The 26,002-nt window shown below is 42.8% G+C and carries 23 protein-coding genes; 19 read left to right on the top strand and 4 right to left on the bottom strand.

Going from position 1 to position 26,002, the window contains the following annotated elements; translation table 11 throughout:
- Positions 1-63 precede the first annotated feature (63 nt).
- From DW036_RS10750 to DW036_RS10735, 4 genes are all read right to left on the bottom strand, one after another.
- A complete protein-coding gene (locus tag DW036_RS10750) occupies positions 64-567 on the bottom strand; it encodes a DNA-binding protein (protein WP_118464131.1) in 504 nt (167 codons plus the stop codon).
- Between the two features lie 154 nt (positions 568-721).
- On the bottom strand, positions 722-916 hold the full coding sequence (locus tag DW036_RS10745; protein WP_118464128.1) for a DUF4248 domain-containing protein: 195 nt from the start codon (positions 914-916) through the stop codon (positions 722-724).
- Positions 917-1,138: 222 nt separating this feature from the next.
- Complete coding sequence (locus DW036_RS10740; RefSeq protein ID WP_187374597.1) at positions 1,139-2,998, bottom strand: DUF3987 domain-containing protein; 1,860 nt, start codon at positions 2,996-2,998, stop codon at positions 1,139-1,141.
- A gap of 23 nt (positions 2,999-3,021) precedes the next feature.
- Positions 3,022-3,588, bottom strand: coding sequence for a BT4734/BF3469 family protein (locus DW036_RS10735; protein WP_118464123.1), 567 nt, complete (start codon positions 3,586-3,588; stop codon positions 3,022-3,024).
- 160 nt (positions 3,589-3,748) lie between these two features.
- Here DW036_RS10735 and DW036_RS10730 point away from each other — a divergent pair, with 160 nt between their 5' ends.
- From DW036_RS10730 to DW036_RS10640, 19 genes are all read left to right on the top strand, one after another.
- Positions 3,749-4,177 (top strand): hypothetical protein, encoded by a 429-nt coding sequence (locus tag DW036_RS10730; RefSeq protein WP_229114861.1) that lies wholly within the window; start codon positions 3,749-3,751, stop codon positions 4,175-4,177.
- 130 nt (positions 4,178-4,307) lie between these two features.
- Positions 4,308-5,867 carry an ATP-binding protein gene (locus tag DW036_RS10725; protein ID WP_118464117.1) on the top strand — a complete coding sequence of 520 codons (1,560 nt, stop codon included), beginning with the start codon at positions 4,308-4,310 and terminating at the stop codon, positions 5,865-5,867.
- A 145-nt stretch (positions 5,868-6,012) separates the two neighbouring features.
- Entirely contained in the window at positions 6,013-6,585 is a 573-nt protein-coding gene (rfbC, locus tag DW036_RS10720; protein ID WP_118464114.1) for a dTDP-4-dehydrorhamnose 3,5-epimerase, read from the top strand.
- A 43-nt stretch (positions 6,586-6,628) separates the two neighbouring features.
- The gene (locus DW036_RS10715) at positions 6,629-7,093 is read left to right on the top strand and encodes an acyltransferase family protein (protein ID WP_158585959.1); all 465 of its coding nucleotides are present in this window, start codon (positions 6,629-6,631) and stop codon (positions 7,091-7,093) included.
- Positions 7,084-8,526, top strand: a complete 1,443-nt coding sequence (locus tag DW036_RS10710; RefSeq protein ID WP_118464108.1) for a flippase — start codon at positions 7,084-7,086, stop codon at positions 8,524-8,526. Before DW036_RS10715 ends, DW036_RS10710 begins: the two co-directional genes overlap by 10 nt.
- Positions 8,523-9,365: a glycosyltransferase gene (locus DW036_RS10705; RefSeq protein ID WP_118464105.1), complete on the top strand. Its 843-nt coding sequence runs from the start codon at positions 8,523-8,525 to the stop codon at positions 9,363-9,365. The genes DW036_RS10710 and DW036_RS10705 overlap by 4 nt, the downstream gene beginning before the upstream one ends.
- Entirely contained in the window at positions 9,350-10,552 is a 1,203-nt protein-coding gene (locus tag DW036_RS10700) for a hypothetical protein (protein WP_118464102.1), read from the top strand. The genes DW036_RS10705 and DW036_RS10700 overlap by 16 nt, the downstream gene beginning before the upstream one ends.
- On the top strand, positions 10,533-11,594 hold the full coding sequence (locus DW036_RS10695) for an acyltransferase family protein (protein WP_118464099.1): 1,062 nt from the start codon (positions 10,533-10,535) through the stop codon (positions 11,592-11,594). Before DW036_RS10700 ends, DW036_RS10695 begins: the two co-directional genes overlap by 20 nt.
- Entirely contained in the window at positions 11,566-12,720 is a 1,155-nt protein-coding gene (locus DW036_RS10690; protein WP_118464097.1) for a glycosyltransferase family 4 protein, read from the top strand. The genes DW036_RS10695 and DW036_RS10690 overlap by 29 nt, the downstream gene beginning before the upstream one ends.
- A 2-nt stretch (positions 12,721-12,722) precedes the next feature.
- Complete coding sequence (locus tag DW036_RS10685; RefSeq protein WP_118464094.1) at positions 12,723-14,123, top strand: hypothetical protein; 1,401 nt, start codon at positions 12,723-12,725, stop codon at positions 14,121-14,123.
- Positions 14,124-14,246: 123 nt separating this feature from the next.
- A complete protein-coding gene (locus tag DW036_RS10680; RefSeq protein ID WP_118464091.1) occupies positions 14,247-15,470 on the top strand; it encodes a glycosyltransferase family 4 protein in 1,224 nt (407 codons plus the stop codon).
- Positions 15,471-15,476: 6 nt separating this feature from the next.
- A complete protein-coding gene (locus tag DW036_RS10675; protein WP_118464088.1) occupies positions 15,477-16,598 on the top strand; it encodes a hypothetical protein in 1,122 nt (373 codons plus the stop codon).
- A 24-nt stretch (positions 16,599-16,622) separates the two neighbouring features.
- Entirely contained in the window at positions 16,623-17,780 is a 1,158-nt protein-coding gene (gene wecB, locus DW036_RS10670; protein WP_118464308.1) for a non-hydrolyzing UDP-N-acetylglucosamine 2-epimerase, read from the top strand.
- Complete coding sequence (locus tag DW036_RS10665; protein ID WP_118464085.1) at positions 17,781-18,881, top strand: glycosyltransferase family 4 protein; 1,101 nt, start codon at positions 17,781-17,783, stop codon at positions 18,879-18,881.
- A 17-nt stretch (positions 18,882-18,898) separates the two neighbouring features.
- A complete protein-coding gene (locus DW036_RS10660; RefSeq protein ID WP_118464082.1) occupies positions 18,899-19,984 on the top strand; it encodes a DUF1972 domain-containing protein in 1,086 nt (361 codons plus the stop codon).
- Positions 19,985-20,048: 64 nt separating this feature from the next.
- Positions 20,049-20,888, top strand: a complete 840-nt coding sequence (locus tag DW036_RS10655) for a YjbH domain-containing protein (protein WP_369906354.1) — start codon at positions 20,049-20,051, stop codon at positions 20,886-20,888.
- A gap of 11 nt (positions 20,889-20,899) precedes the next feature.
- Positions 20,900-21,685: a YjbH domain-containing protein gene (locus DW036_RS10650; protein WP_369906352.1), complete on the top strand. Its 786-nt coding sequence runs from the start codon at positions 20,900-20,902 to the stop codon at positions 21,683-21,685.
- A 44-nt stretch (positions 21,686-21,729) separates the two neighbouring features.
- The gene (locus DW036_RS10645; RefSeq protein ID WP_118464073.1) at positions 21,730-22,920 is read left to right on the top strand and encodes a carboxypeptidase-like regulatory domain-containing protein; all 1,191 of its coding nucleotides are present in this window, start codon (positions 21,730-21,732) and stop codon (positions 22,918-22,920) included.
- A 105-nt stretch (positions 22,921-23,025) separates the two neighbouring features.
- On the top strand, positions 23,026-25,995 hold the full coding sequence (locus DW036_RS10640; protein ID WP_118464070.1) for a PEP/pyruvate-binding domain-containing protein: 2,970 nt from the start codon (positions 23,026-23,028) through the stop codon (positions 25,993-25,995).
- Positions 25,996-26,002: the final 7 nt, after the last annotated feature.

The following is a 26,002-nucleotide window of genomic DNA, read 5'->3' as shown; positions in this document are numbered from 1 at the left end:
AGATTTTTGATTTAATTCTTTAATTATTAATTCTTTAATTTCTAAGGCCTGAGGCCTTAGAAATTATCCCAGCGGATCACCTTCAATTCCGCCATCGCCTCCGGTTCCGCCTCCGTCGCCTTCGTCCACGTCGCCCGGATCGGAGGAGGTGACTTGCTTGATGACGTTTCCGTCCTTATCGTAACAGGTAATGTTGATGGAAGTATCCTTCAACTCCTGTTTGATGGTGGTACTGGGGGTGAAGATGACTTTGCGGGTGGTGATGAGTCCCGCACCTACGTCTTCTACTTTAGACACCGAGGCGGCTTGGAGGCCGAAGCGCATGGTACCCAGTCCGGGTACGGCTACGGAATGGCCCTCTGTGGCCCATGCCCTGATCACATCGCCGATAGCCTCCCAAGCGGCATTGATGCTTCCCTTCGGGATTCCCGAGCGGATAGCAGCTTCGGATATGACTTTTTCCTGTTTCAACGTGCTGTAGATTTCTGCCTGCATGATGAAGCGATACTGCCCTTTTGAGGGGCCCACCGTCAGTTTGGTCTGACGGGCTTTTACTTTGATTCCCATAATCTCAATAAATTTAATTAATAATGATTCTCAATGTAGTTAAGTAGTAAGCAATTACTACTTAACTACTCAACTACTTCAAAAACTCCGGGCAAAGATATGGCTGACCGGAAACCAACTTATGGGTTTCGATGGATTCCGATGGGTTTCACCATTACGGGTCGCCCAGGTGCCGGATGATTAGCGATACTTGACGGGAAGTAAGCAACTTCTGCGAACGATGATAACCGACTGCTTCCAGCTCCTCCATCAGGGGCGGACAATCGTGAACCCAGCGCATCAGACGGTTGGTGGCCACTGCGACAGCTGAATCCGGAAAATAGAGAAGGGCCAGTTCGCTCTTCTTCATGGAGACGGGGTGAAAGGAGTTATTCAAAATGAAAGAATTAAAAAATTAAAGGGTTGATGAGAGAAAAATGGGGAGAGAGAATTAGTACCCAAGTGGGGAATATTTTTTTCCCAGTTGGGAAAAAAAATCTTGCAAACTTGCAAATCTTACAGGGGGCCTCACACCCACACACGCACACATATACGTGCGTGAGGCAAATGGATTCACATTCCGAAGGATTCTTCATTTGAACCTGTATTCTCCCCGACCGTCTTTCTGCAGCTGACCCTTGTCGGTCATGCGTTTCAGCAGCGAGTCGAGCGTACCGGGAGACATCCCGAACCGAGTACTTGCCTGAAGGGCCTGGCTGCGAGTGAAGCAGAGAGGCAGTCCATCCAGAAACGTCTCCTGTGACACTTTCTGTGGCTGTACAGAGTCCGTCGACGGAAGAAGTGAAAGGATATGACACGAATGCAGATAGAGAGGCTCCGCGAGCGACAGCACGGCATGAAAGTCATCGCCGCCCACGGTGAGTTCGAACTGCGAAACCACTCCATCCTGCACGTTCTCTTGCGGAACATGAGGCGAAGGCGATAGCCCCGGACAAGCCAGCAAGACTTTTATCATGTCATCCGCAGGCTTTTCAGCAGCAGTCGGGTCGATGCCGTCCGTTGCCATCAGCAAGGCGTCGAGCGAGCGCATCAATGCCACGATGCCGATGATACGGCAGATGTTGATGGCAATACGTGCCACTGCGCTTTTCATGTGGTCGCCATGAACCACGCCTGCACGGCCGAATACGCTTGAGAGGTGAGCGTTGAACTCGTCTTTCTGTTCTTCGGTGAGCTTCAGGCTTATACCGCTTACCGCAGCCGTCAGGGCATCGAGCAGTCGTTTCCAACGCTCCCCCCAAAGGGTGAACATACGGTCATAGTCGGCTCCGGACTGGTCGAACTGATCCACCCACTCACGAATGGGAGGCATACAGTAGAACACCTGGCGCGAAAAGAGGCCATTCTCTGCCGAAGGGATGAGCGGCTTCACCTGGGCTGGCGTTCCACTGATCAGTACGCTGAGATATGATTTATTACATTCCCGATATTCGTGGTTGGTACGGCGATTGTAGGCCAGCCGCTCATGATCGAAACTCTTGCGCAACGTGTCGCTCCAGTGCCCGTAATCCGTGCCGATGGCTGTACTCACGGTGTCGGCTTCAGTCTCGCATATCAGTCCGGCTCCATCGGCGTCCATCAGGTTCTCCAGCATACCAGCTCCTGAGTTGTCTCCCGCAATGAGGAACATCTTCATACAAGGCTGTTCGGGTTCGGGGATATTCACCTTCTCCTTGCCCAGCACGTCCCATTGCGCTTTCTCGCGCCGGTAGATTTTCATCTTTTCGCTGTAGGCTGCCATAAGCGAGTCGTGCAGAGGTTCCGCCAGCCGGCGCACCCACGTCAGCGCGCCTTTTCCGGAAGCGGGCGGGGCAATGACAAAAGTTTGCAGACACGGATATTTGCTTTTTCGCCCGTAGGTAAAGCTCAGCAGCTTGTTGAGGGTGGCTCCGAATACAGTCAGCGCTCCCAGCAGCAGAATGTTCCTTTGGGCGGGCGAGTCTCCGCAGTCTATCACTTGTTGCAGAAAGAGCGGCCACCTGTATTCCGCAAAACAGGGCAGTGAAACAGACGTTTCTGCGGGAACTGTTATCACGGTATCTTCGGTGCTTTGCGGTTGTTTCTGTTCTGTGTTTCCGCCTTTCCCTCGTGCGTACGTGTGTGTGGGTGTGAAGGGTGCCTGCAAGTTTTGCAAGTTTGCAAGTTTCTTATCGAAACGTATGCCTGCCAGTTGGGCCAGATGAAACACTGTTCCCAGGGAATTGCCTCCCCGCCCGTTCTGCAGAGCGTGGTCGTAGAGTTTGTCGGCCTCGTCATGCCGGTACTTATCGGAGAGGCGACAAAGGCGATGGAAGAAACGACGTCCTTCCTCTCCGCAGCTGTTGGCCACAGCAAAAGCCAGTGGCATGTATTCCTGATAAGTGGGGGCAATATTGGCTCCGCCCTGTTCTACGGCAATGGTCAATTGCTCGATAATGTCAATTTCGTTCACGATAAAAGTTGTGATTTATGATTTTAATTATTATTTTTTAATTTGCATTCCGCATCGTATGCCAGGAAACAGGCTCTCGACATATCGGCGTTGGCGGCATCGGCCTTTAGTCCGTGTCGCCATTCCAGATAGTCCCAGGCGGTGTGCAGGGCATTGTCAAACGAGTTTTCGAGCGTATCTGTGAGGGTGAGGCGGTAGGGCACAAAGAGTTTCACCCCTTTGGCGCTGGGGCTTACAAAGGCAAGATCCGGTTGCAGCACTTCGTCGGCAAAAAGGCGGTCACGCCACATCATGGCCTCTTCGGCAGAAGCAAGATGGTCAATGTCTATCACAAAGGCTCCGGATGGCACTACGATGCACTGCTCCCGACAGTACGAAAAGACGCCTGCAGGCGTGACGTAAGGCAGTAACGTCTGCTTTTTTTTACGGAAATCCTTATCATTTTCCGTAGTGGACCTTACTATTTGTGTCAGTTCCTTCAGATGGGGATCGGAAGAGATGTAGGCATGAAGCCCCGCTATGCTGCATACTCCGGCAGGCACTTTGTTGGTGATGGGAGCATTGAAAAAAGACATAATAGATTCTTTCATAACACGATTATATTTATTACATTTATGTCAACAAAGATACGGTGAATAACCCATCCATTCCACTACATCAAAAGGCATTTATAAACTGTTTACATTCATTGAATACTCGTTGATAATACATTGAAAATGTTTAAAGAAAATGGAGATAAATAATACAAATATGAACGACAAACCGGAAATAGAGATAAAGATATTCGGCGGCACGAACATGATAGCCCCCGCGGCTACTGCCGCCGTTCAGCACTTTTACGGCGATCAGTTTGCCGAGGTCGCCATCCGTCCCGAAGGAACCGAGGACATTGAAAGCCTGAATGATGACGAGTGCCATCTCTTCACCTACGTGCCCGACGTGAAAAAAGTGCATGAGTACACCCGGCTTCTGGGCGAATGTACCACCGCCCATGATCTGGCCGGTGTGGTGAACATCATGCTCAGCGAATCCCTTGTGGGCAAGGACACAGTGGTGAAAGGCGCCTTCATCGAGGTTCTTCTTCCTTTTGCCTCCCGGCTGACGTCGGGTGCAAAGGTGGACAATGTGAGGCAACAAATTAATAATATGTTGATGAGGAGAGGAAGAGGAGGAAAATAAAAGAAATCGGTTTAAAGAAAGCAACGGATCATGACGTGTATCAGAAGAAGAAGTGAAAGCTTTGTTTGGAGAAAACGAACGGATTTTGTTACTTTACAAGTAAACCATACGTGAAGGAGAAAACAGAAAAATGATGCAGCAACGAAAACGCTATCCGATAGGAATACAGACTTTCTCAAAAATACGGGAAGGCAATTATTTGTATATCGACAAAACGGAATATGTTTATCGAATGACGCATTCCGGCCCTAAGTCTGTGTTCCTAAACCGCCCACGCCGCTTTGGAAAGAGCTTGCTCACCAGCACGCTTCATTCTTATTTCGAAGGCCGGAAAGAACTGTTCGAAGGTCTTGCCATAGCGGAACTGGAAGCGGAATGGATCTCGTACCCGGTGCTGCATTTTGACATGCGCACAGCGAAGCACGTGGACAGAGAGCAACTGGAACAGGAATTGAATCTCAAGTTATTGAGGTATGAAGAAATCTATGGCAAGGGAGAAGGTGAAATAAGTGCCAATCTGCGCCTGCAAGGTCTTATAGGACGTGCTTATGCTCAGACTGGTCGGCAGGTCGTCGTTCTCATCGACGAATATGACGCTCCGCTTCTCGACGTAATCCATGAAGAGAAGAACCTGCCCGAGCTTCGGAACGTAATGCGGAATTTCTACAGCCCGCTCAAGGCATGCGACCCTTATTTGCATTTTGTATTTCTCACCGGCATCACGAGGTTCTTTCCATCCAGAGAATTGAACAATATAGACAACATCAGCATGGATGAACCGTATGCCGCTATTTGTGGCATTAGCGAAGAGGAAATGCTGACCCAAATGTCAACCGATCTGGATTTGCTGGCCACGCGCATGAAGTTGACCCGTGAGGAGGTGCTGGAAAAGCTGAAAGAGCACTATGACGGTTATCATTTTACCTGGCCGTCACCCGACCTATACAATCCGTTCAGCCTGCTGAATGCTTTTGCCGATGGCAAGATGAACTCTTATTGGTTCGGCAGCGGCACGCCCACCTATCTGATAGAAATGCTGAACAAGTATGGCGTTGCTCCCCAACAGATAGGAGGACAGAAGGTATTTGCCACAGCTTTCGACGCCCCTACGGAACAGATGACAAACATTATTCCCCTACTCTACCAGAGCGGTTACATCACCATCAAGGACTATGACGCCCGTTTGGACCTGTACACGCTCGACATCCCCAACAAAGAGGTGCGTCTGGGGCTGATGGAAAGTCTGTTGCCCCACTATGTGCCACCCACCGAGGCTAATCGTGCCGCCACGCTGACAGCCTATCTGTTCGATTCCATTGACCGCGGCAACATGGACGAGGCCTTGCAACTGCTCCAGACCTTCCTCTCTACCATTCCGCAGTGCGACAACACGGACTATGAGGGGCATTATCAATCCTTGCTCTATGTCATCTTCAGCCTTCTCGGCTTCTACGTGGACGTGGAAGTACGCACTCCCCGCGGACGCGTGGATGTAGTGCTGCGCACCCATAGCACCCTATACGTCATAGAACTGAAACTGGATAAAACCGCCGATGCCGCCATGCAGCAAATCGACCTGAAAAATTATCCCGAACGCTTCGCTCTGTGCGGACTGCCGATAGTTAAGGTAGGGATTAACTTCGACAGGGAGCGGAGGACGCTGGGGGAATGGAGGATAGAAGGAGAATAGAATAAAAGATTGTCATCCAGTTTCTAAATAATCCGACCGATTGAATTTAGTAATCATTTTCTGTGAGGCATCCCGAGAGATACCTTACAGAGTGGATATGCTCTGAATTGAACACTAACAAGAATTTCATATTTCATAAAAAACAATGCTTATACAAAAAACAAATGTAGAGGGTTTGGTCATCATTAAGCCACGCCTTTTCAAAGACGCACGCGGCTACTTTTTCGAGTCTTTTTCCCAACGGGAATTTGAGGAAAAAGTGCGCAAAGTGAATTTCGTGCAGGACAATGAGAGTATGTCATCGTATGGAGTAATGCGCGGACTCCATTTTCAATTACCTCCTTTTACACAAAGTAAACTGGTGCGTTGCGTTAAAGGCTGCGTGCTTGATGTAGCTATAGATATTCGCAAAGGATCACCCACATACGGTGAGCATGTGGCTGTAGAATTGTCGGAAGACAATCATCTTCAGTTCTTTATTCCCAGAGGTTTTGCCCATGGTTTTGCCGTATTGAGTGAAGTGGCTGTATTTCAGTACAAATGTGACAACTATTATGCTCCGCAAGCCGATGGTGGAATCAGTATCTTGGATGAAGGCATAGGAATAGACTGGAAAATACCGGCTGATAAAGCGATACTGAGTGAGAAAGATACGAAGCATCCGTTATTGAGGGATTTTGAAAGTCCATTTGAGTATGGAATGGGGCTTTATGAATGATGAAGACACTTGTAACAGGCTCCCACGAATAATTAGAATACAAATGGAACAAAAAAGAAACTGCGCATTAGATATTGCAAAGGCTATTTGCATCATTTTGATGGTGATAGGGCATAGTGGATGCCCCGACTATTTGCGTCGCTTTATATATATGTTCCATATGCCTTGCTTTTTCTTTATAAGTGGTTATCTATTGAACGATAAATATCTGACTAATTTGAAAACAGGATTATGGAGAAAAATAAAAGGTTCTTATTATCCTTTTATCAAATGGTCAGTGATATTTCTATTATTACATAATGTATTTGCATACTTATATATTTACGATGCAAGCTATTCTTTGAAAGAGATTGCCATTAAGTTTGTTCGCATACTTACAATGACCGGTAGTGAACAGTTATTGGGTGGATTCTGTTTTTTGATTTCACTTTGCTGGGCTTCTATCGCTACAATACTATTCTTTCACTTTACGCGGAAGTCAAACAAATCATTGAGACTATGGGGTTAAAAAAAAATATACTATATAGTAGTTTTCTAACGACCTCCTTGTATATCTTCCAATTTATCACTTATCCTTATGTGGCACGTGTTCTTGGGGTAACAAATATTGGAATTTGTAATTTAGCACAAAGCCTAGTGCAATACTTTTCACTGTTCAGTATGTTGGGAATTACAACATTGGGCGTACGTGAAATTGCCAAGTGTAACGGAGATAAGATAAAAATAAGCAAAACTTTCTCTGAACTGTTTACTCTGAATGCTATTTTTACTTTTGTTGTACTTGTCTTATATGTTGGAGCAATAGAGCTGATACCCCAATTCCACCCCTATAAAAAATTACTATATATAGGTGCGTCTCAGTTAGTATTTGGTACCCTTGCTGTGGAATGGCTATTTCGTGGGTTAGAAAATTTCAAATATATCACTATTAGGACATTATTTGTACGAACGGCTTACGTAGTCTCTATTTTCTTGTTTGTACATGACACCGATGATTATGCAACATATTTCACTATCCATTCTGGAATGATTATTGCTAATGGCATCATTAACTGGAATTATGGGCTTCGATTTGTGCACTTTTCGTTCCAGCCCTTAAACAAAATCAAGTTACATATAAAACCTTTACTATTTTTAGGTTCTCAATTGATTTTAACTTCTCTCTACACAACTTTCAATACTGTGTATTTAGGAATGATGTGTGGCGATACTCAAGTGGGCTATTATACTACAGCAACAAAAATTCAGAATATTATCTTGGCTTTATATTCATCGTTTACATTGGTTATGATGCCTAGAATTAGCGCACTGATGGTTTTGAATAACGCTGATGGGGTTAAACGGATGACACAGCAATCTTTGAATCTCCTTTTCGCCTTTGTTTTTCCTTGTATCATTTTCTCAGAATTCTATGCAGAAGAGTTTATTTATTTAATAGCAGGTTCAGGATATGAAGGGGCTGTATTCCCAATGAGACTTGTTATGCCTTTAATGTTGGTAATTGGCCTGGAACAAATTTTGATTATCCAAATACTGATGCCAGCACGTGCAGACAAGCAGGTTTTTATAAATTCCGTTATTGGTGCTTCATGCAGTATTATTTTAAACTTATGCCTTGTTTCAAGATTACAAAGTGTAGGTTCATCTATTGTGTGGTTCATTAGTGAGCTTGCTGTGATGGCAGCAGCCTTATTCTTTGTCAGACAGAAATACAAAAACATGAATTTTGTTATAGATATAATAAAACATTTAGGGGCTTTCCTCCCCTTACTTTTTGGATATTATTTACTTTCACTTTCCAGCCATCTTATATGGACAAAGTTTTTTGAAGGTTTTGCATTAACGCTACTATACAGCCATTTTGCATTGTTTTATATCGCTAAAAACAGTTCATACGTAATGTTTACAAAGTCAATAATTTACAGATTTATACATAAATGAAAGTCGCAATAATATTACTTAACTATAATTCCGCTTTAGACTGTTGTAAGTGTGTATCGTTTCTAAATCGTCAACAGAATGTAGAAATAGAGATTATCATTGTAGACAATTGCTCATGCGAAGACGATGTGAAAGCTTTGCGTGAACTGTGCAGTGAACAGCAATGTACGCTGATAGAAAATCATGAGAATCGTGGCTACAATGCGGGCAACAATATAGGTCTGCGTTATGCAGCCCAAAAAGGTTATAAGTATGCCTTGATAGCCAATCCGGACATGGAGTTCCCACAAGAGGATTATGTGATAAGGATGGTGGAAAAAATGGAAGAGGATGAAGAGATTGTGGTGTGTGGAAGTGATATTGTGACTCCGGAAGGACGCCATCAGAATCCGCTGCGTGAGAGTACATATCAAGAAGAGTTATTATGGCCTATTACGTATTTGCGTTATCATCGCAAGGGAGATTGGTTCTTGGAAGATTATTCTAAAACCGGATATTGTGAGAAAATATCAGGATGTTGTTTGATGGTACGAATGAATTTTATAGAACATATTGATTTCTTTGATGAGGGTGTATTTCTTTATAGTGAAGAGAGTATATTGGCAAAACAGTTGCAATTAAATAAAAGAAAGATGTACTATCTGAAAGATGCTTATGCAATACATCGTCATGTAAAAAGTGAAAAAGGAAATCCAGCTAATAATTTATTAAAACTGTTCTCTTCAAGAGAATATTATCTATCCAAATACAGTGGCTATAGTGGATTCTCATTAAAAATACTTTTACTATCCAAATCATTGCAGAAACTTTTTTATAAGAAGATATGTTTCCATTTATAAAATCGCCCAACACGCTGGTCAATATTTTCATTATCTTGTTGGCAGTGGCACCTGCATTCGCATTAGGTGAAGGCAATAAGAATTTACTATTGATTGGGGCGATGTGCTTCTCTCCATATTTTTTTATAAAATATCCGGTCATCCTGCCCAAAATAGACATTCCTCTCATTAGCATTTGTTTAATGATGATCATCTTCACTGTGGTGTTTCATCCAGAGACATTACGGTGGTCTACACTTATGTACAGTTGTCTCTTCTGCATGTTTTTTATGTCATTTGCGCGGGTACTGTCTTTTAGCGACTATAGAGCGGATGATTTTGCAAAGTTAATAAAATGGCTACTATATGCCTATTGTATCACCCTGATGATACAGCAGTTTTGCGTTCTTACAGGACTACCGATATTTAATTTGGCCAATTATAACCCTAGAGAACCATGGAAACTTAATTCATTGATGGCTGAACCATCACACACCGCTCGTGTACAGACACTACTAATGTTTTTCTATATTAACATTCAGATGTATATTACGAATATAAAGGATATAAAAGAACTTTTATCACAAGTAAATAAAAAGGTAATAGCTGCATTTTTATACCCTATCTTTACTATGGGGAGTGGTACCGGTTTCTTGCTATTGTTTATTTTACTTTTGAGATTCATTCCAAAGAAGCAGGTAATATCTTTATTTATAGTCGGATTATTGTTAACACCGGCTATTATATATGTAATATCTACCAATGATACAGCCAAGCGAACAGCGGATTTTGTTGTGGCTATAGCCGATTTCGATGAGAAACAACTAATAAAGAAAGATTTAAGTGCTGCAATTAGAATCGTTCCTACACTTCATGGAGCTAAAAAAGTAACTATTTTTACTAAAGACGGTTTGTTTGGAAAGGGAGTTGATGCTGATGCCGGATTAACGCCATTACCATCTGTCGATTGCGGAGCAGGTTCTTTTAGTATATGGTATAATTTTGGCATTTTTTCTGCAATCATTTTCTGGAGCTTTACCTTATTTATATGTTTCTTACGTAACGATATGGTGATGAGTTGCTTTTTTTGGCTATTCCTATGCTTTTTCTATGGAGGCCTGAATGTTCAGATTATATGGTTTACACTGGCCTTATTTTTATCATATAAATACGTTACAATAAAAGACTATGCGAGAAATTTGGGCTGATAATGCTAAGGTTATCGGTATATTTCTTATGGTGCTTGGGCATAATGCGTTGGCGAATGATGGAGTATTTGATTTTATATACTCATTCCACATGCCCTTGTTTTTTATCCTTTCCGGATACTTTTCGTCTGCTAAGCAAGAGCAGTTCCTTCCTTACTTGAAAAAGAATGCAAAGGCGTTGCTGGTTCCTTATATAGTGTTCTATCTTTTGACATTGCCTTTTGGTATGTTTGTCATCTGGGCTCACCCATACAATCACCCTTATGATGGTTGGTTTGAGTTCATTATGAAACCCTTAATAGGATTGTTCACTGTTAAAACTACAAGTTTTGCTTTTCATACCAATGGTCCGTCATGGTTCTTTGTCGCATTATTCATAGTTAAGCTCTTGTTTTATATTCCTAAGAGATATAGATGTAGTGTTAAATCGTTGACTATTACAACAATCGTTTGCTTGACTGGATACTTTTTCTTCAAGGAGAATAATTATCCCCCTTATGCCAGAGTTGACACAGCATTGATGGCGTTTCCATTGTTTGTTTTTGGGTATTTATTAAAGACTAAGACAAATGTTATAGCACGGCTAAAAGAGAGCAAAATGCTTGTAAACATTGCTGTTTCTTTGTGTTGTGCGCTTATGTGTCTTTTAATCACTAATCTTAATGGTCATGTTGAGTTTAGTGGAGCCGGATATGGTAATAACATGATACTGATGTACTTGGCAGCTATCTTTGGATTTTTCTTTGTGATCGGTATGTCAATGTTTACACCAAGAAACAAACACATATTAACAATTGGAGAGGGAACTTCTGTAGTGTTAGGGCTTCATTCTCCTATTCAGCAATTAATTAAAGAAATAACGAAAGTAGTGTTTCACATACCTACACATGATTATTCAATGCTTTTGGCATTTCCAATGACCGTTATGGTCTTGATTTGTCATTTGCCAATAATATATCTTTTGAATCATAAGTTCCCGTTTCTCATCGGGAAATCTAAAAAAAACGAAAGTTATGAAAGTAATACATATCGTTCATGGTAAGGCTAATCCTGCCAGTGCAAATGGCATAAGCCGTGTGGTTTATTATCTGAATAAATATGAAAAGTTGGCTGGCATCGATAGCCAAATATGGGCAATTGTAGATGGACAGAATAAACATTCATCCTATAAACGAGATGAGTTTGTTACAGTAGAGTGCTTTCCTCGTGTCAAACCATGGGGAGGGCATGATATTATCAAACGTCTTGAAGTAGAAAAAGAAAGCATTGATATTGTGCATTTCCATCTCATTTGGTTTTATGACAAGAATATAATTATGGATGCGTTGCATCGTTTTGGAATACGTTCCGTAATAACCACTCACGGAACGTATTCCAACCCCCATGCTTTTACGGGCAAAAGAAAAATAGCCCGTTGGCTATTTGAACTAAAGTATTTGAACATGGCAGACGAGTGTCATATTCTAACAAGAGAAGAGGGTACCGGGCTACGCAAATATGGATATACCGGAAAAAGCTTTGTGGCTTACAATGGATATGAGCCGGGTGACATGCCGTCCGCAGAAAGGGCAAACCCTGATTTCTTCAAAGACTATCCGTTTCATAATAAAAAGATTCTCACCATGATATCCGTACTGAGAAGCGATAAGAATATTGATTTAATCATCCGCTCCATCAGCATGTTGCCAGACAATCGAAAGAAGAATTTGGCGTTTGTGCTTATTGGCCCCGATAATAAAGGCAATGCCGCTCGTTTTGAGGCATTGGCTAAAGAGCTTGGTGTAAGTGATAATTTCTATTGGATCGGTCCGCTTTACAAAGATGACAAGTACAACGCCATGCTTAGTTCTGACGGATATATTATGGCATCGGATAGTGAAGGCTTTTCAATGTCAATTATTGATGCAATGGCTTGCGGAATGCCAATGATACTCACAGCAGGTTGCAATATGAAGTATCTGAGCAATGAACCCTTCTATTTGATGTGTGAACCTTATGCCCAAGACATCTCTCGTTCCATTGAATATTTTCTAAACAAGCCTGACGAAATGAAAATGTTGGGAACTAACGCACGGTTGGTGTGTGAGAAAGAATTGCACTGGAGTAGTATTGTTGAGAATATGATAAAGAACTATAAGCGCATAGCAGGAACTCCCCAAAAACTATAAAGATGAATAATGAGTTTAACTTTCTGGAAGCACGTGTAGAATGGGACGAACGCCATGCTTCGCTCTTGAAGGATTTTCTGGATGGTCTGGCTTTTCATGGCATCCGTTATGTAATCTTAAAGAACGATGATGGATTGCCATATGAAAACCATTCAAAAGATGTGGATATAGTAATTGAGCCAAGTAGGTACCGTGACTCTGCACGAATCATACAATCGTGTTACAAAAAGCATGGAGTCAGCCATTACAAAGTTCACAAATTTGAACGCTTGCGTTGTTGGTATGGCATGAATCCAGATACTCGTTTTGCCATCCATATTGATTTATTGGAAGGCTTTTTACACAAGGGATTTGAAATGTTTCCATTTGACGTGTTATATGCGCATTCCCAAAAGAATGACAATGGAATTCAGGTGCTTGATGATTTAATGGGCAATGTAGTGTTGCTACTGCACAGTACAATCTGTTATCACTCTATAAAGGAAAAGTATGCCAAAAGTATCGCAAAAACATTCCAAGCTGAAAAAGATGATTTTGCAGTACTGCTAAAAGATATTTTAGGAGTATCCGCTGCTAATGAAATGGTTACATTGCTTGCAGCTGGAAGATATAAAGAAATTGCAAAGAAAGGGAAGCATTTTTCTCACCAATCAAAATTTCGTTTGTTGATTAAACACCCTCTGTTTTCGATATACAATGTGGCTGATTTCTTATGGGAAAAAGTGTGCAGATTATTGCTGAACTTGAACAGATATAACACGATGATTTCTGTTCATGCTCCCGATGGTACAGGTAAGACTACGTTTATTGAGCATTTCGGTAATGAATTGGGGTTTTACTATGTGTGTGCTGCTAATGATTTACTGGATACGTACCATTTTAGACCGAATATATTGCCAAATTTGGGAGCTGCCGGTGAGAAAGCCGGAGTTATGAAACAGGATAAAGATTTTACGAATCCACATCGTGCCAAACCCACTGGAAAACTTAGCTCATTATTGCGCATGACTTACTATTGGTTAGACTATGTTGTCGGCGTACCTCTTATCCTTCGCAAAAATGCTCAATTTGACAAAATAACCATCTTTGACAGATACATCTATGATTTTATATCGGATCCGGAAAGGACACGAATAAATTTACCATTTCGACTAAGAATGATGTTCGCAAAACTGACAAAAAAACCTGATATTGTATTTATTTTAGAAGCAGATGCAGAAACCATTCATAAACGAAAGCAAGAATTAACCATTGATGAAATCAATCACCAATTGAAATCCTTACATCGGTTAGCTGTATCAGGTAAATATTTCCACATATTGGATGCAATGAAAACTCCTGAAGAAATAGCTAAAGATGCTATAAAACTTGCATTTGATTTAACAACCAATAAATTGCAATAATATATTCAAATATTTTAATACTCAAAAATATAGTTTATAATCATTGAATTATCTTCTTTTGCTCGCTACAATCGGACTAAAAAAGCAATCAACGATAATAAACTCAAATCACTTGAATAAGGAATGAAAACGATATTAGTATCTGCATATGGATGTGAGCCATTAAAGGGTTCAGAAGCGGGCGTGGGCTGGAATTGGGTCTTACAAATGGCTAAACACAACCTTTTGCACGTTATCACCCGCGCTAATAATCAAGAACTTATAGAAGCACATCTACCTAAAGATGTAGAGAAAAATATCGTATTTCATTACTATGACACTCCCAACTTAATAAAGAATATGAAGAAAAAGGCAAAAGGTCTTTATTTCTACTATTTCTGTTGGCAGTTGGGTATTATTTCTGTTGTAAGGAACATAGTCAAAAGTGAAAAAATTGACTACACTATGCACCTGACGTTCGGTAGTATGTGGATGCCCACATTTTTACCTTTATTCAGAATCCCATTTATTTGGGGACCTGTCGGAGGTGGGGATTGCGAACCTAAATCTTTTCTTAAAGTATTACCTTTAAAACAGCGCGTCATACAATCTGCACGCTATACAATGAGTACTCTTTCTATACTCAATCCATTTATCCTTATCCCATCTATGCGAGCTAAAGCTATTTTAACCAGAACCCCAAACTCAGCTACTGTTATCCCTAAATGCTTTAGAAAAAAAACAAAAGTCATTTTGGAAACAGCAATGGAAGATGCAGTTTTTGAGCTCAAGAAAAAAGATAGGGAAGATGATGAAATTAGATTAATAACGTCTGGGAGACTATTGCCTAATAAAAACATTCTCACAGCAGTTCGGGCATTAAAGCATATTAGCAACACGCAAAAAGTAAACCTTTCTATCATTGGATCCGGCTATCAGAAAAAAGAGATTTTAAAAGAGATTGAAAAGAACGACTGGAAAGATTACGTTAAAATATACGACGAATTGCCACGCCAAAAAGTATTGGAATTAGTAGAACATTCAGATATATTTCTATTCCCAAGTCTAAGAGAAGGCGGAAGTTGGTCTTTAATGGAAGCGATGGCAATCGGTTTACCTGTTATATGCTTAAATTGGGCTGGGATGGCTGTAACAACAGATGATTCGTGTGCCATCCGCCTCCCTGTTACCAATCCGGAGCAAATGCCAAAGGATATGGCAGCAGCCATTATAAAATTGATTGAAAATCCAGAACTAAGGAAACGAATGGGTGATGCCGGGAGAAAACGCATAAAAGAGGTATTCAATTGGGAAGCAAAAGGACTGTTTATGGAAAGACTCTTTGCCGAATTGGACAGTAAACGATAAACCCAAATGAACATAGAATATTTATTGTCTTCCATCCTAAAACAGGATGGAGGTAATACTTTTTACACCTTTTCGAATGCCGACGGTAAGCGGTGGATGATGCCTGCGAAACACATGCAAACGGCCATGAACCTTTATCAGCCCAGTGGAATAAAGGGAAAAGGGATGAAAGCTTTATTTCCTTACCTTCATTGGGCAGATATAGTTAACAAAACGGTCGGAGCAGAGAGGGAACGATATGAATTAATGCCCGAATTGAACGGATTATTGTGCCAACTATTCAGTTCTGATAATGTAGAGTTTTCCATTTTTTGCGGTACGCCTTGCGTGCATCAAAAAATAACAATGCAGATAAGCAAGGGTACACACATATTAGGGTATGCCAAATTCAGTGACAACAATGAAATAAAGCATATCTTCCAACGAGAAAAAGAAACACTGGATTATTTAGGACAAAAGGGAGTAAAATCTGTTCCTCACTGTTTGTATAATGGAGAGTGGAGAAACGGTATAACTATATTTGTGCAAACCACGACCAAAACGCGACATTCATCAACCGACCACCGATGGGGTGCAAGAGAAACGGCATTCATAAAAGAACTGCACGAAAAGACAAAGTTACATATCCCTTTTGAAAAAACAGATTATTACCGGGACTTATGTTTGCTCTGTGAAGAGATGAATAATCTGCAAGGATTTGATACAAAATCTATTGTGAACGGTGTAAGCAAAGTTTTGAATTCTTATACCAACAAAGAGGTGAATTTCTCTTTTTACCACGCCGACTTTACTCCATGGAATATTTATGTGGAAAAAGGAAGCCTGTATGCTTTTGACTTTGAATATGCCAAACGCTCCTATCCGCCTTATTTGGATTACTTCCATTTCTTTACCCAAACCGCCATTTTCGAAAGGCATCTGGACGCTGATGGCATTTGGAAGCTTTTTCAACAACATAAAAACGATATAAAAGAACTTTGCGACGGTAATCAAATGGACTTTGCCTATTTGTGCTACCTGCTCGGTATTGTAGCACACTATATTAAAAGAGAAAATGGTGTGTATAGCAGTTCTATGATAAAATATTTTGAGTTGTGGATAAATCTAATTGCACAACTTTTACCTTGAAAATAGATAAATAACAACAATATGATAAACAGAATAATGCTTGTCTTCGGCACTCGCCCCGAAGCAATAAAAATGGCTCCACTTGTGAAAGAGTTCCAAAAACACTCGCAAGAGATAAAGACAATAGTTTGTGTAACGGGACAACATCGTGAAATGTTAGACCAAGTACTTCAGATCTTCGAGATTCATCCTAATTATGATCTTAATATTATGAAGCAGGGTCAGGACTTGTATGATATAACAAGCCGTGTTTTGCTGGGCATGAGAGATGTATTGAAAGATGCAAAGCCCGATGTGGTATTAGTACATGGTGATACTACAACATCAACCGCTGCTGCATTAGCTGCATTTTATCAACAGATTCCTGTCGGGCATGTAGAAGCGGGCCTGCGTACACATGATATTTATAGTCCATGGCCTGAAGAAATGAATCGTCTTATCACCAGCCGCATTGCCACTTATAATTTTTCACCCACCCCATTGAGCCGTCAGAACCTACTTAATGAAGGAGTGAAAGAAAATACTATTGCCATCACAGGCAATACCGTGATTGATGCACTCTACTGGGTAGTAGATAAAATCAAAAACGACAGGGTGTTGAATAAAGAATTGGAAGGCATCTTAATAAATTCCGGTTATGATGTGAAACGTCTGAATGGAGGTAAGAAACTGGTGCTGATTACCGGACATCGCCGTGAAAACTTCGGTGATGGGTTTATTAATATATGTAATGCAATCAAGCATCTTGCCGAAAAATATCCTGATGTGGATTTTGTTTATCCCATGCACTTGAATCCGAATGTTCGCAAACCTATCCATGAAGTTTTTGGAGAGAACTTATCAAACATCGACAATATGTTCTTCATCGAACCGCTCGAATATCTTTCATTTGTTTATCTGATGGAGAAGTCGCACATTGTACTCACTGATAGCGGGGGCATTCAAGAAGAAGCTCCCGGACTTGGCAAGCCCGTATTAGTAATGCGCAATACTACGGAACGTCCCGAAGCACTTGATGCAGGTACGGTAAAATTGGTAGGCACAAACTATCTAAAAATAGTAAATGAAGTGTCTACTTTACTCGATGATAAAAATTATTACAAACAAATGAATATGGCTGTGAATCCTTATGGAGACGGTTTGGCCTGCTCACGTATCCTAAACTTCTTAACCGAAAAATAAATGAATGTACTTTTTCAATCACGCAAAACACTCTATAGTGTGCCTGGCGGAGATACCACACAAATAATGAAAACGAAAGAATACTTGGAAAAGTTGGGCATAAAGGTAGATGTGTCGCTGGAACTGGCACCCGATGTTTCAGAGTATGATATTGTTCATGTCTTTAACTTAATGCGTCCGCAAGAGTTGTATCTCCAAGTGAAGAACGCCAAGAAGTATGGGAAAAAAGTTGCCTTATCCACTATTTATGGGCCATACGAAGAATACGAGAAAAAAGCCCGTGGTGGAATATTACAGGTGATGAACAATCTTCTTTCAATTACACAAATTGAATATTTGAAAGTAATTGCCCGTGCGGTCTTGAACCTTGAATTCAATAAGGGTACAGCCATTTATCTATTGAATGGACATAAGAGATTGCAGAAGAAGATTATAAAAATGGTAGATGTATTTCTGCCTAATTCCGACTCGGAAATGCTGCGGGTAGCTAAGGATTTCAATTTAAAGAAGTATAATTATGTGGCAGTAGCCAACGCTGTAGATATAAACAAGTTCGATTACAACAAAATCCAATTATCACCGGAACTGAAGCAATATAGAGATTGCGTGCTTTGCGTATCACGCATAGAAGGTAGAAAAAATCAGTTGAATATTATTCGAGCTTGCAAAGACCTGCCTTATAAATTCGTATTTATAGGGAAAGCCGGAGCCAATTTCAAGAGATACTATGAGAAGTGTCAAGAAGAAGCAAATTCAAATACATTCTTTTTAGGACAGATAGAACATGAGAAATTACCTCAATTCTATAAGTTAGCAAAGGTACATATATTGGCTTCTTGGATGGAAACACCCGGATTATCTTCTTTGGAAGCTGGAATAATGCACACTAATATAGTGGTGACCAAAAAAGGTGATACGGAAGATTACTTTAAAGATTCTGCCTTCTATTGCGAACCGGATGATTTAACCTCTATACGTGACGCAGTCGAACAGGCTTATAAAGCGCCTTTCGATGAAAAACTTCTTGAAAGAATTCAGGAAAATTATAAATGGGAAGACACAGCAAGGCAGACTTTACAAGGGTATAATTCCTTATCATAAATAATCCTTCTATTTTTATGAAACAAGTAGCTATTGTAGGCATCCAAGGAGTGCCTGCGAAATATGGCGGTTTTGAGACTTTAGTGGAGAACATTATCGGTGATAACTGTTGCTCCGAAGTCCGTTATACCGTTTTTTGTAGTGGTAAGGATTATGCCACACGCATGAAAACCTACAAGGAAGCACAACTGAAGTACATCCCGCTATTCCATGCTAATGGGATACAAAGCACTCCTTATGATATTCTGTCGATGCTTAAATGTTTGCGAGGTTACGATGCCGTAGTCATATTAGGCGTGTCGGGCTGCATTTTCCTACCCATCTTCAGGCTATTGTATCGTAAGCAACTGATAGTGAACATTGACGGATTGGAACACCGGAGGGCCAAATGGAGCAAGTTTGCCAGATGGTTTCTGCGAACAAGTGAAGCAATGGCAGTACGCTATGCGGATGTAGTGATTACCGATAACAAAGGAATTCAGGACTATGTGACAGATACCTACCACAAGCATTCGGAACTGATAGCTTACGGCGGAAATCATGTATTAAGGGATGTGCCAATGATGAGACAAAACGAAATATTAGAAAAATACGGGCTTACAAAAAAGGAATATGCCATTTCTATTTGTCGCATTGAGCCTGAAAACAATTGTCACATTACGCTCGAGGCATTTGCGGAAGTGGGACAGAAACTGGTGTTTATAGGTAACTGGAAATATAGTACATACGGAAAGGAGTTGCAGAGGAAATACTCCAAATATCCGAATATTTGTATGTTAAACGCTGTATATACTCTTGATGTACTATATACATTAAGAAACAATGCGAGAATCTATATTCATGGTCATAGCGCCGGAGGTACAAATCCATCATTAGTGGAAGCCATGTTTTTCGGCAAGCCCATTTTGGCATACGATGTGATCTACAACCGAGAAACTACCGAAAACAAGGCCTGCTACTTTGGAAACAGCAAACAATTGGTAGAGCTGCTGCGCGGAACAGAGGAAAACGGAGAACCGCTGAAAGAAATTGCGGAAAGACGGTATACATGGAAGCATATATCCCAACAATACGAAGCATTATATAAAGATGTTGAACTCTAACAACAAATTATTAATCGGGAAAAGGGGACGCTTGTGGATGGCAGCCTTGCTGTTACTGCCGTCCATGACGATTCTTTCGCAAGAGATGCCCGGTCCAAAAGTAGAAATCTTTGCAGGTGCGGAACTTCACTATCGAGACATCTTTTACACGAAGATGTATGATGTGTTGGTAAACTTGACACCCGGTGTGAAATGGCACATCGGTGACCGATGGCAGTTGGCGGGGCAGGCAATAGTTCCTGTTTATAACGATTATGGTGACCGCTACAAGAAAGTCCGCCTGAACCTGGCAGTGCTGTCGAAAGAGTGGAACTGGAGTGGTAGCCAGTTCTTGAAGGTAAGCGGAGGTCTGTTCGGTCGAGAACGGTATGGACTGGATGTGAAATGGATGTATCCCGTGAACCGATGGTTGGCACTGGATGCACAGGTAGGGCTGACGGGCTTCTGCTCGATGGCCGTAGACTGGGAATGTAGCAAGATGAAGAGAGTGACTGGACAGATCGGTATGAATGTATATTTAGAAAAAGTGAACACAGAGTTACGACTGCACGGAGGAAGATACCTGTATGAGGACTATGGCGTAATGGCTGAAGCAATGCGCCACTTCAAGCATTGCACGGTAGGAGTATACGCACAGTATAGCAACAAGGGCAAGGAAGACGGTGGTTTCAAGGTAGTGATGATGATTCCACCCTATAAGCGGAAAGCACGTAAGGTGATGGTACGCCCGGCATCGAACTTCAGGCTGACATACGATATTCATGGATTGCCTTATGCAGTGAAAATGTACACCACGGATCCGGAAGAGAATGAACGCGAAGGTAACTTCGACCGAAACCTCCTGCAATGGGGAGCCAACCGAATGGCACCGGACTTTACAATCAAGAAAGGAGGCAGACGATGAAACGCACTACTATGCTGATGATACTAAGTTTCCTGTTTCTGACAGGAAGCATAAAGCAAATCCATGCTCAGCAATATACGGGCATGAGCGGATTGATTCATGTGCCGAGTGCGGATATGGATAAAGCCGGAGAGATCCGCATTGGAGCGCACTTTCTGAACAAGAACTTCACTCCGGACCGAGGCTTCAACTATGGAGGAAAATACAACACTTTAAGCCACTATCTGAGTATAACTCCTTTCTCGTGGATGGAAATAGGATATACCTGCACTCTACAAAAGGGTAAGGCGATAAACATTGACGGACAAGTGCTAGAGGGGGCACCCCGACTGCGCTTCAAAGACCGATACTTCTCCATCAAGATACAGCCGCTAAAAGAAAACAAATGGTGGCCCAGCATTGCCATCGGCTCCAATGACCCATATGGCACAAGCAGCCGGACAGGAACCGGGAAAGAAAATGATAAGACAGTAAACGGTGACGGGTTGAGCCAATACTTCTGCAACTTCTACATTGCCGCCACCAAACATTTCTCTCTACAAAACCAAGTTGTAGGCATCCATCTGGCTTACCGCAAATGGAAGCGCAGCTACAATAGCAAGTGGAACGGACCTGTTGGTGGCATCACTTTTCAACCTTCTTTCCAAAAAAACTTGCGACTGATAGCAGAGTATACCGGTAATGAGGTAAATGTAGGCTTCGACTGGAAGTTGTGGAAGCATCTGCTGCTACAATCTTCCTTACAGGACGGAAGATATTTCACCGGAGGCATTTGCTTCTGTATGAATCTATTGTGATAGTTATTTATTTTTCATCATCAATATCATTAAACTTTTATTTTATGGAAAAATTTGTAAAGAAGGGAGCCTTTATGCTCCTTGTTGCCTTCCTCGCTGTAGGTATGGCAAACTGTAAAGACGATGATCCGGACTACGAAAACGTAACGCCGCCGGAAGTGCCCGTTACCAACAGTATCAGTGGTGTGATTACAGGTGTCAGTGGAGAAGGTATCAATGGAGCTACCGTCACAATGGACGGAACCACAACTTTAAAAACCTCTGCCGACGGAACGTATGCCTTTGAAAACGTAAAAGCAGGAAGTCACACTCTGAAAGCGGAAGCCAACGGCAAAATTGCCAAAGAAGAGAGCGTAAGTGTGGAAAACAGTGAAAAGGGAAGCATTGTCCTCTGGAATGCCACTCTTGCCAACGAAGGTATAACCATAACCACTAATGAAGACGGTGTGGGCGAAGCCAAAGTGGAGACCGAAACCGTGAAAGGTAATGAGAAGGCAAAAATTGAGATTACCGTAACAGTGCCGGAGAATGCCGTATCAGACAAAACCGCGACTATTACAATAACTCCGATTTATAGCATAAACGATGCCGCTAAATCCAGATCTACACGGGCAAGTGAAGAATCCGTACTTCTGGTAGGAACAAACCTGAAGTGCTCTAATGCATCAGCCACCCTTTCTACACCGATGACCCTGACATATAATGTGGATGCTGAAATAACAGGCAGCGTTTCTGCCAAGAAGCTGGTCAACGGTTTATGGGTAAATGCTCCGTTTGAGGTTAATGAAGGAACAATTTCCGTGACAGCAGACTCTTTCACATCCTACTCCCTGTTCCTGAACGCAAGTATTACAACCAAGACATCCAGCGAAGTTTTAACATTCAATCCAAACACTTTTGACAATCTGTATGGTAGCGGCGATATGGCTGTAGGCACTTCTTCTTATCAATATAAGGTGGGTACGGAAATTACCTCCTCCGGAACAACCAAACTTACCGCATATCTGATCGAAATTCTGGCCCGTCTGGCAGGCGCAAGTGTCACAACGATTGAGAAAAACTATCCTATCAATGTAACCTTATCCGTAGGAACGGCACTAAGCATCAGTGGTACACAGTCTGCAACCACTTATACGGTTTCTGCACTGAAACGCTCAGTTTCGGGCAAGAAATATGGAAATATTTCCGTCACAACCAGAGCCTACAACCGCCAACATACGGGTGGCAGCAACTGATGACATAAAATTCTCTTATCAACCTGGATTAAAGCCAATCACCTCATCGTGGTTGGCTTTTTTTTATTACTTTTGTCCATCCAAACCAATAATTCGTGATAGGCCATGCTTAGCAAGCTTAAATTAAACCAGCTTTATTTTAAAGATACGCAGTTCGCCAACCTGATGACGCGCCGCATTTTCAATGTCCTTCTGATAGCCAACCCCTATGATGCTTTCATGCTGGAAGACGACGGACGTATAGATGAAAAAATATTTAACGAATACACATCGCTCTCCCTGCGCTATCCACCACGTTTTACCCAAGTATCCACCTGTGAAGAAGCGTTGGCACAACTTTCCACCGTACCGTTCGACCTCATCATCTGCATGCCGGGTACGGGAGATAACGACAGTTTTGATGTAGCACGCCACATCAAGGGCCTGTACGAACATATCCCCATGGTGATACTGACTCCTTTCAGCCACGGCATCACCAAGCGTATTGCCAATGAAGACCTGAGCCCCTTCGAATATATCTTCTGTTGGTTGGGAAATACCGATTTGCTGGTGTCTATCATCAAACTGATAGAGGATAAAATGAACTTGGAACACGATGTAAACGAAGTCGGCGTACAAGTGATTCTGGTAGTGGAAGACGGTATCCGGTTCTACTCGTCCATCTTGCCCAACCTTTATAAATTCGTGCTGAAGCAAAGCCAGGAATTCAGTACCGAAGCATTGAATGCCCACCAGCGGACACTGCGTATGCGTGGACGTCCAAAGATCGTACTGGCACGTACCTATGAAGAAGCTACCGGTATCTACGAGAAATACAAGAATAATATATTAGGAGTGATTACCGATGTCCGCTTCCCGCGTGTGGAACGTGGCGAAAAGGATGGACTGGCAGGCATCAAGCTGTGCGCCGCCATCCGTAAGGAAGATCCGTTCGTGCCGCTCATCATCCAGTCGTCCGAATCGGAAAATGCACTGTATGCATCCAAATACGGTGCCGCCTTTATCGACAAGAACTCCAAGAAGATGGATGTGGACCTGCGCCGCATCGTATCGGACAACTTCGGTTTCGGCGATTTCATTTTCCGCAATCCCGATACGCTGGAAGAGATAGCCCGTGTAAAGAATCTGAAAGAATTGCAGAATATCCTCTTTGCCGTACCCGCAGAGTCGTTCCTCTACCATATCAGCCGTAACCACGTCAGCCGCTGGCTCTACTCACGCGCCATGTTCCCGGTGGCAGAGTTCCTGAAACCTATCACTTGGAACAGCCTGCAAGACGTGGATGCCCACCGAAAGATCATCTTCGAAGCCATCGTAAAATACCGCAAGATGAAAAACCAGGGTGTGGTAGCTGTGTTCAAGCGTGACCGCTTCGACCGTTACTCCAACTTTGCCCGTATCGGCGATGGTTCATTGGGAGGCAAAGGTCGCGGACTGGCTTTTATTGACAACATGGTGAAGCATCATCCCGAATTTGAAGAGTTCGACAATGCCCGCGTTGCCATCCCTAAAACAGTGGTACTCTGTACCGATGTCTTCGACGAGTTCATGGAGACAAACAACCTGTATCAGGTAGCCCTCTCCGATGCTGATGACGACTTAATCCTGCGCTACTTCCTGAAAGCCAAACTACCCGACCGGTTGGTGGAAGACTTCTTCACCTTCTTCGATGTAGTGAAGTCACCGCTTGCCATCCGCTCGTCTTCCTTACTGGAAGATTCGCACTATCAGCCCTTCGCTGGAATCTATAATACTTATATGATTCCGTATCTGGATGATAAATACGAAATGCTCCGTATGCTGTCCGACGCCATCAAAGGTGTATATGCTTCGGTCTATTTCCGCGATAGCAAGGCGTATATGCAGGCCACAAGCAATGTCATCGACCAGGAAAAGATGGCTGTCATCCTGCAAGAGGTAGTCGGCAACCAATATGGCGACCGTTATTATCCCAGTATGTCCGGCGTGGCACGTTCGCTCAACTATTACCCCATCGGTGATGAAAAGGCCGAAGAAGGTACGGTAAACCTCGCCCTCGGTCTTGGCAAGTACATCGTAGACGGTGGCATGACGCTTCGCTTCTCTCCCTATCATCCGCATCAGATTCTGCAAACCAGCGAAATGGAGATAGCCCTGAAAGAGACGCAAACCCGTTTCTATGCCCTCGACCTGCGCAATGCCGGACACGATTTCTCTATGGACGATGGCTTCAACCTGCTGAAACTGCACGTGAAAGAGGCGGAAAAGGATGGAGCACTGAACTACATAGCCTCCACCTACGACCCTTACGACCAGATTATCCGCGACGGGCTTTATCCCGGTGGGCGCAAGGTAATCACTTTCGCCAACATCCTGCAACATGATGTTTTCCCGTTGGCACGCATCTTGCAACTGGTATTGAAGTACGGTGAGCAGGAAATGCGCCGCCCCGTCGAGATAGAGTTTGCCGCCACCATGAGCCGCGAACAGGATAAATCGGGCACTTTCTACCTGCTGCAAATACGTCCTATCGTAGACACCAAAGAAATGCTGGACGAAGACCTCACTGCCATACCGGATGAGAAAACCCTACTCCGCTCCAACAACTCCCTGGGTCATGGCATTATGAACGATATCTATGACGTCGTCTACGTGAAGACGGATGACTACAGTGCATCGCACAATCAGGAGATTGCCTGGGAGATAGAGAAGCTGAACCAACGTTTCCTGGACGAAGGGCGAAACTATGTCCTCGTTGGTCCCGGACGCTGGGGAAGTAGTGACACCTGGCTTGGCATTCCCGTGAAGTGGCCGCACATCAGCGCCGCCCGCGTCATTGTGGAAGCCGGACTGACGAATTACCGTGTAGACCCCAGTCAGGGAACCCATTTCTTCCAGAACCTGACGTCCTTCGGCGTAGGGTATTTCACCATCAATGCATTTATGAACGACGGTGTATACAACCAGGAATTCCTGAATGCCCAACCTGCCGTACACGAGACGAAATACCTGCGGCACGTACATTTCGAACAACCTGTAACAGTAAAGATGGATGGCAAGAAGAAGCTGGGAGTAGTACTGATGCCCGAAGAATAATTTCTGT

The organism is Bacteroides sp. AF39-11AC, from assembly GCF_003474285.1.
Taxonomy (GTDB): Bacteria; Bacteroidota; Bacteroidia; order Bacteroidales; family Bacteroidaceae; genus Bacteroides.
This window is presented reverse-complemented; position numbering and strand designations above follow the sequence as displayed.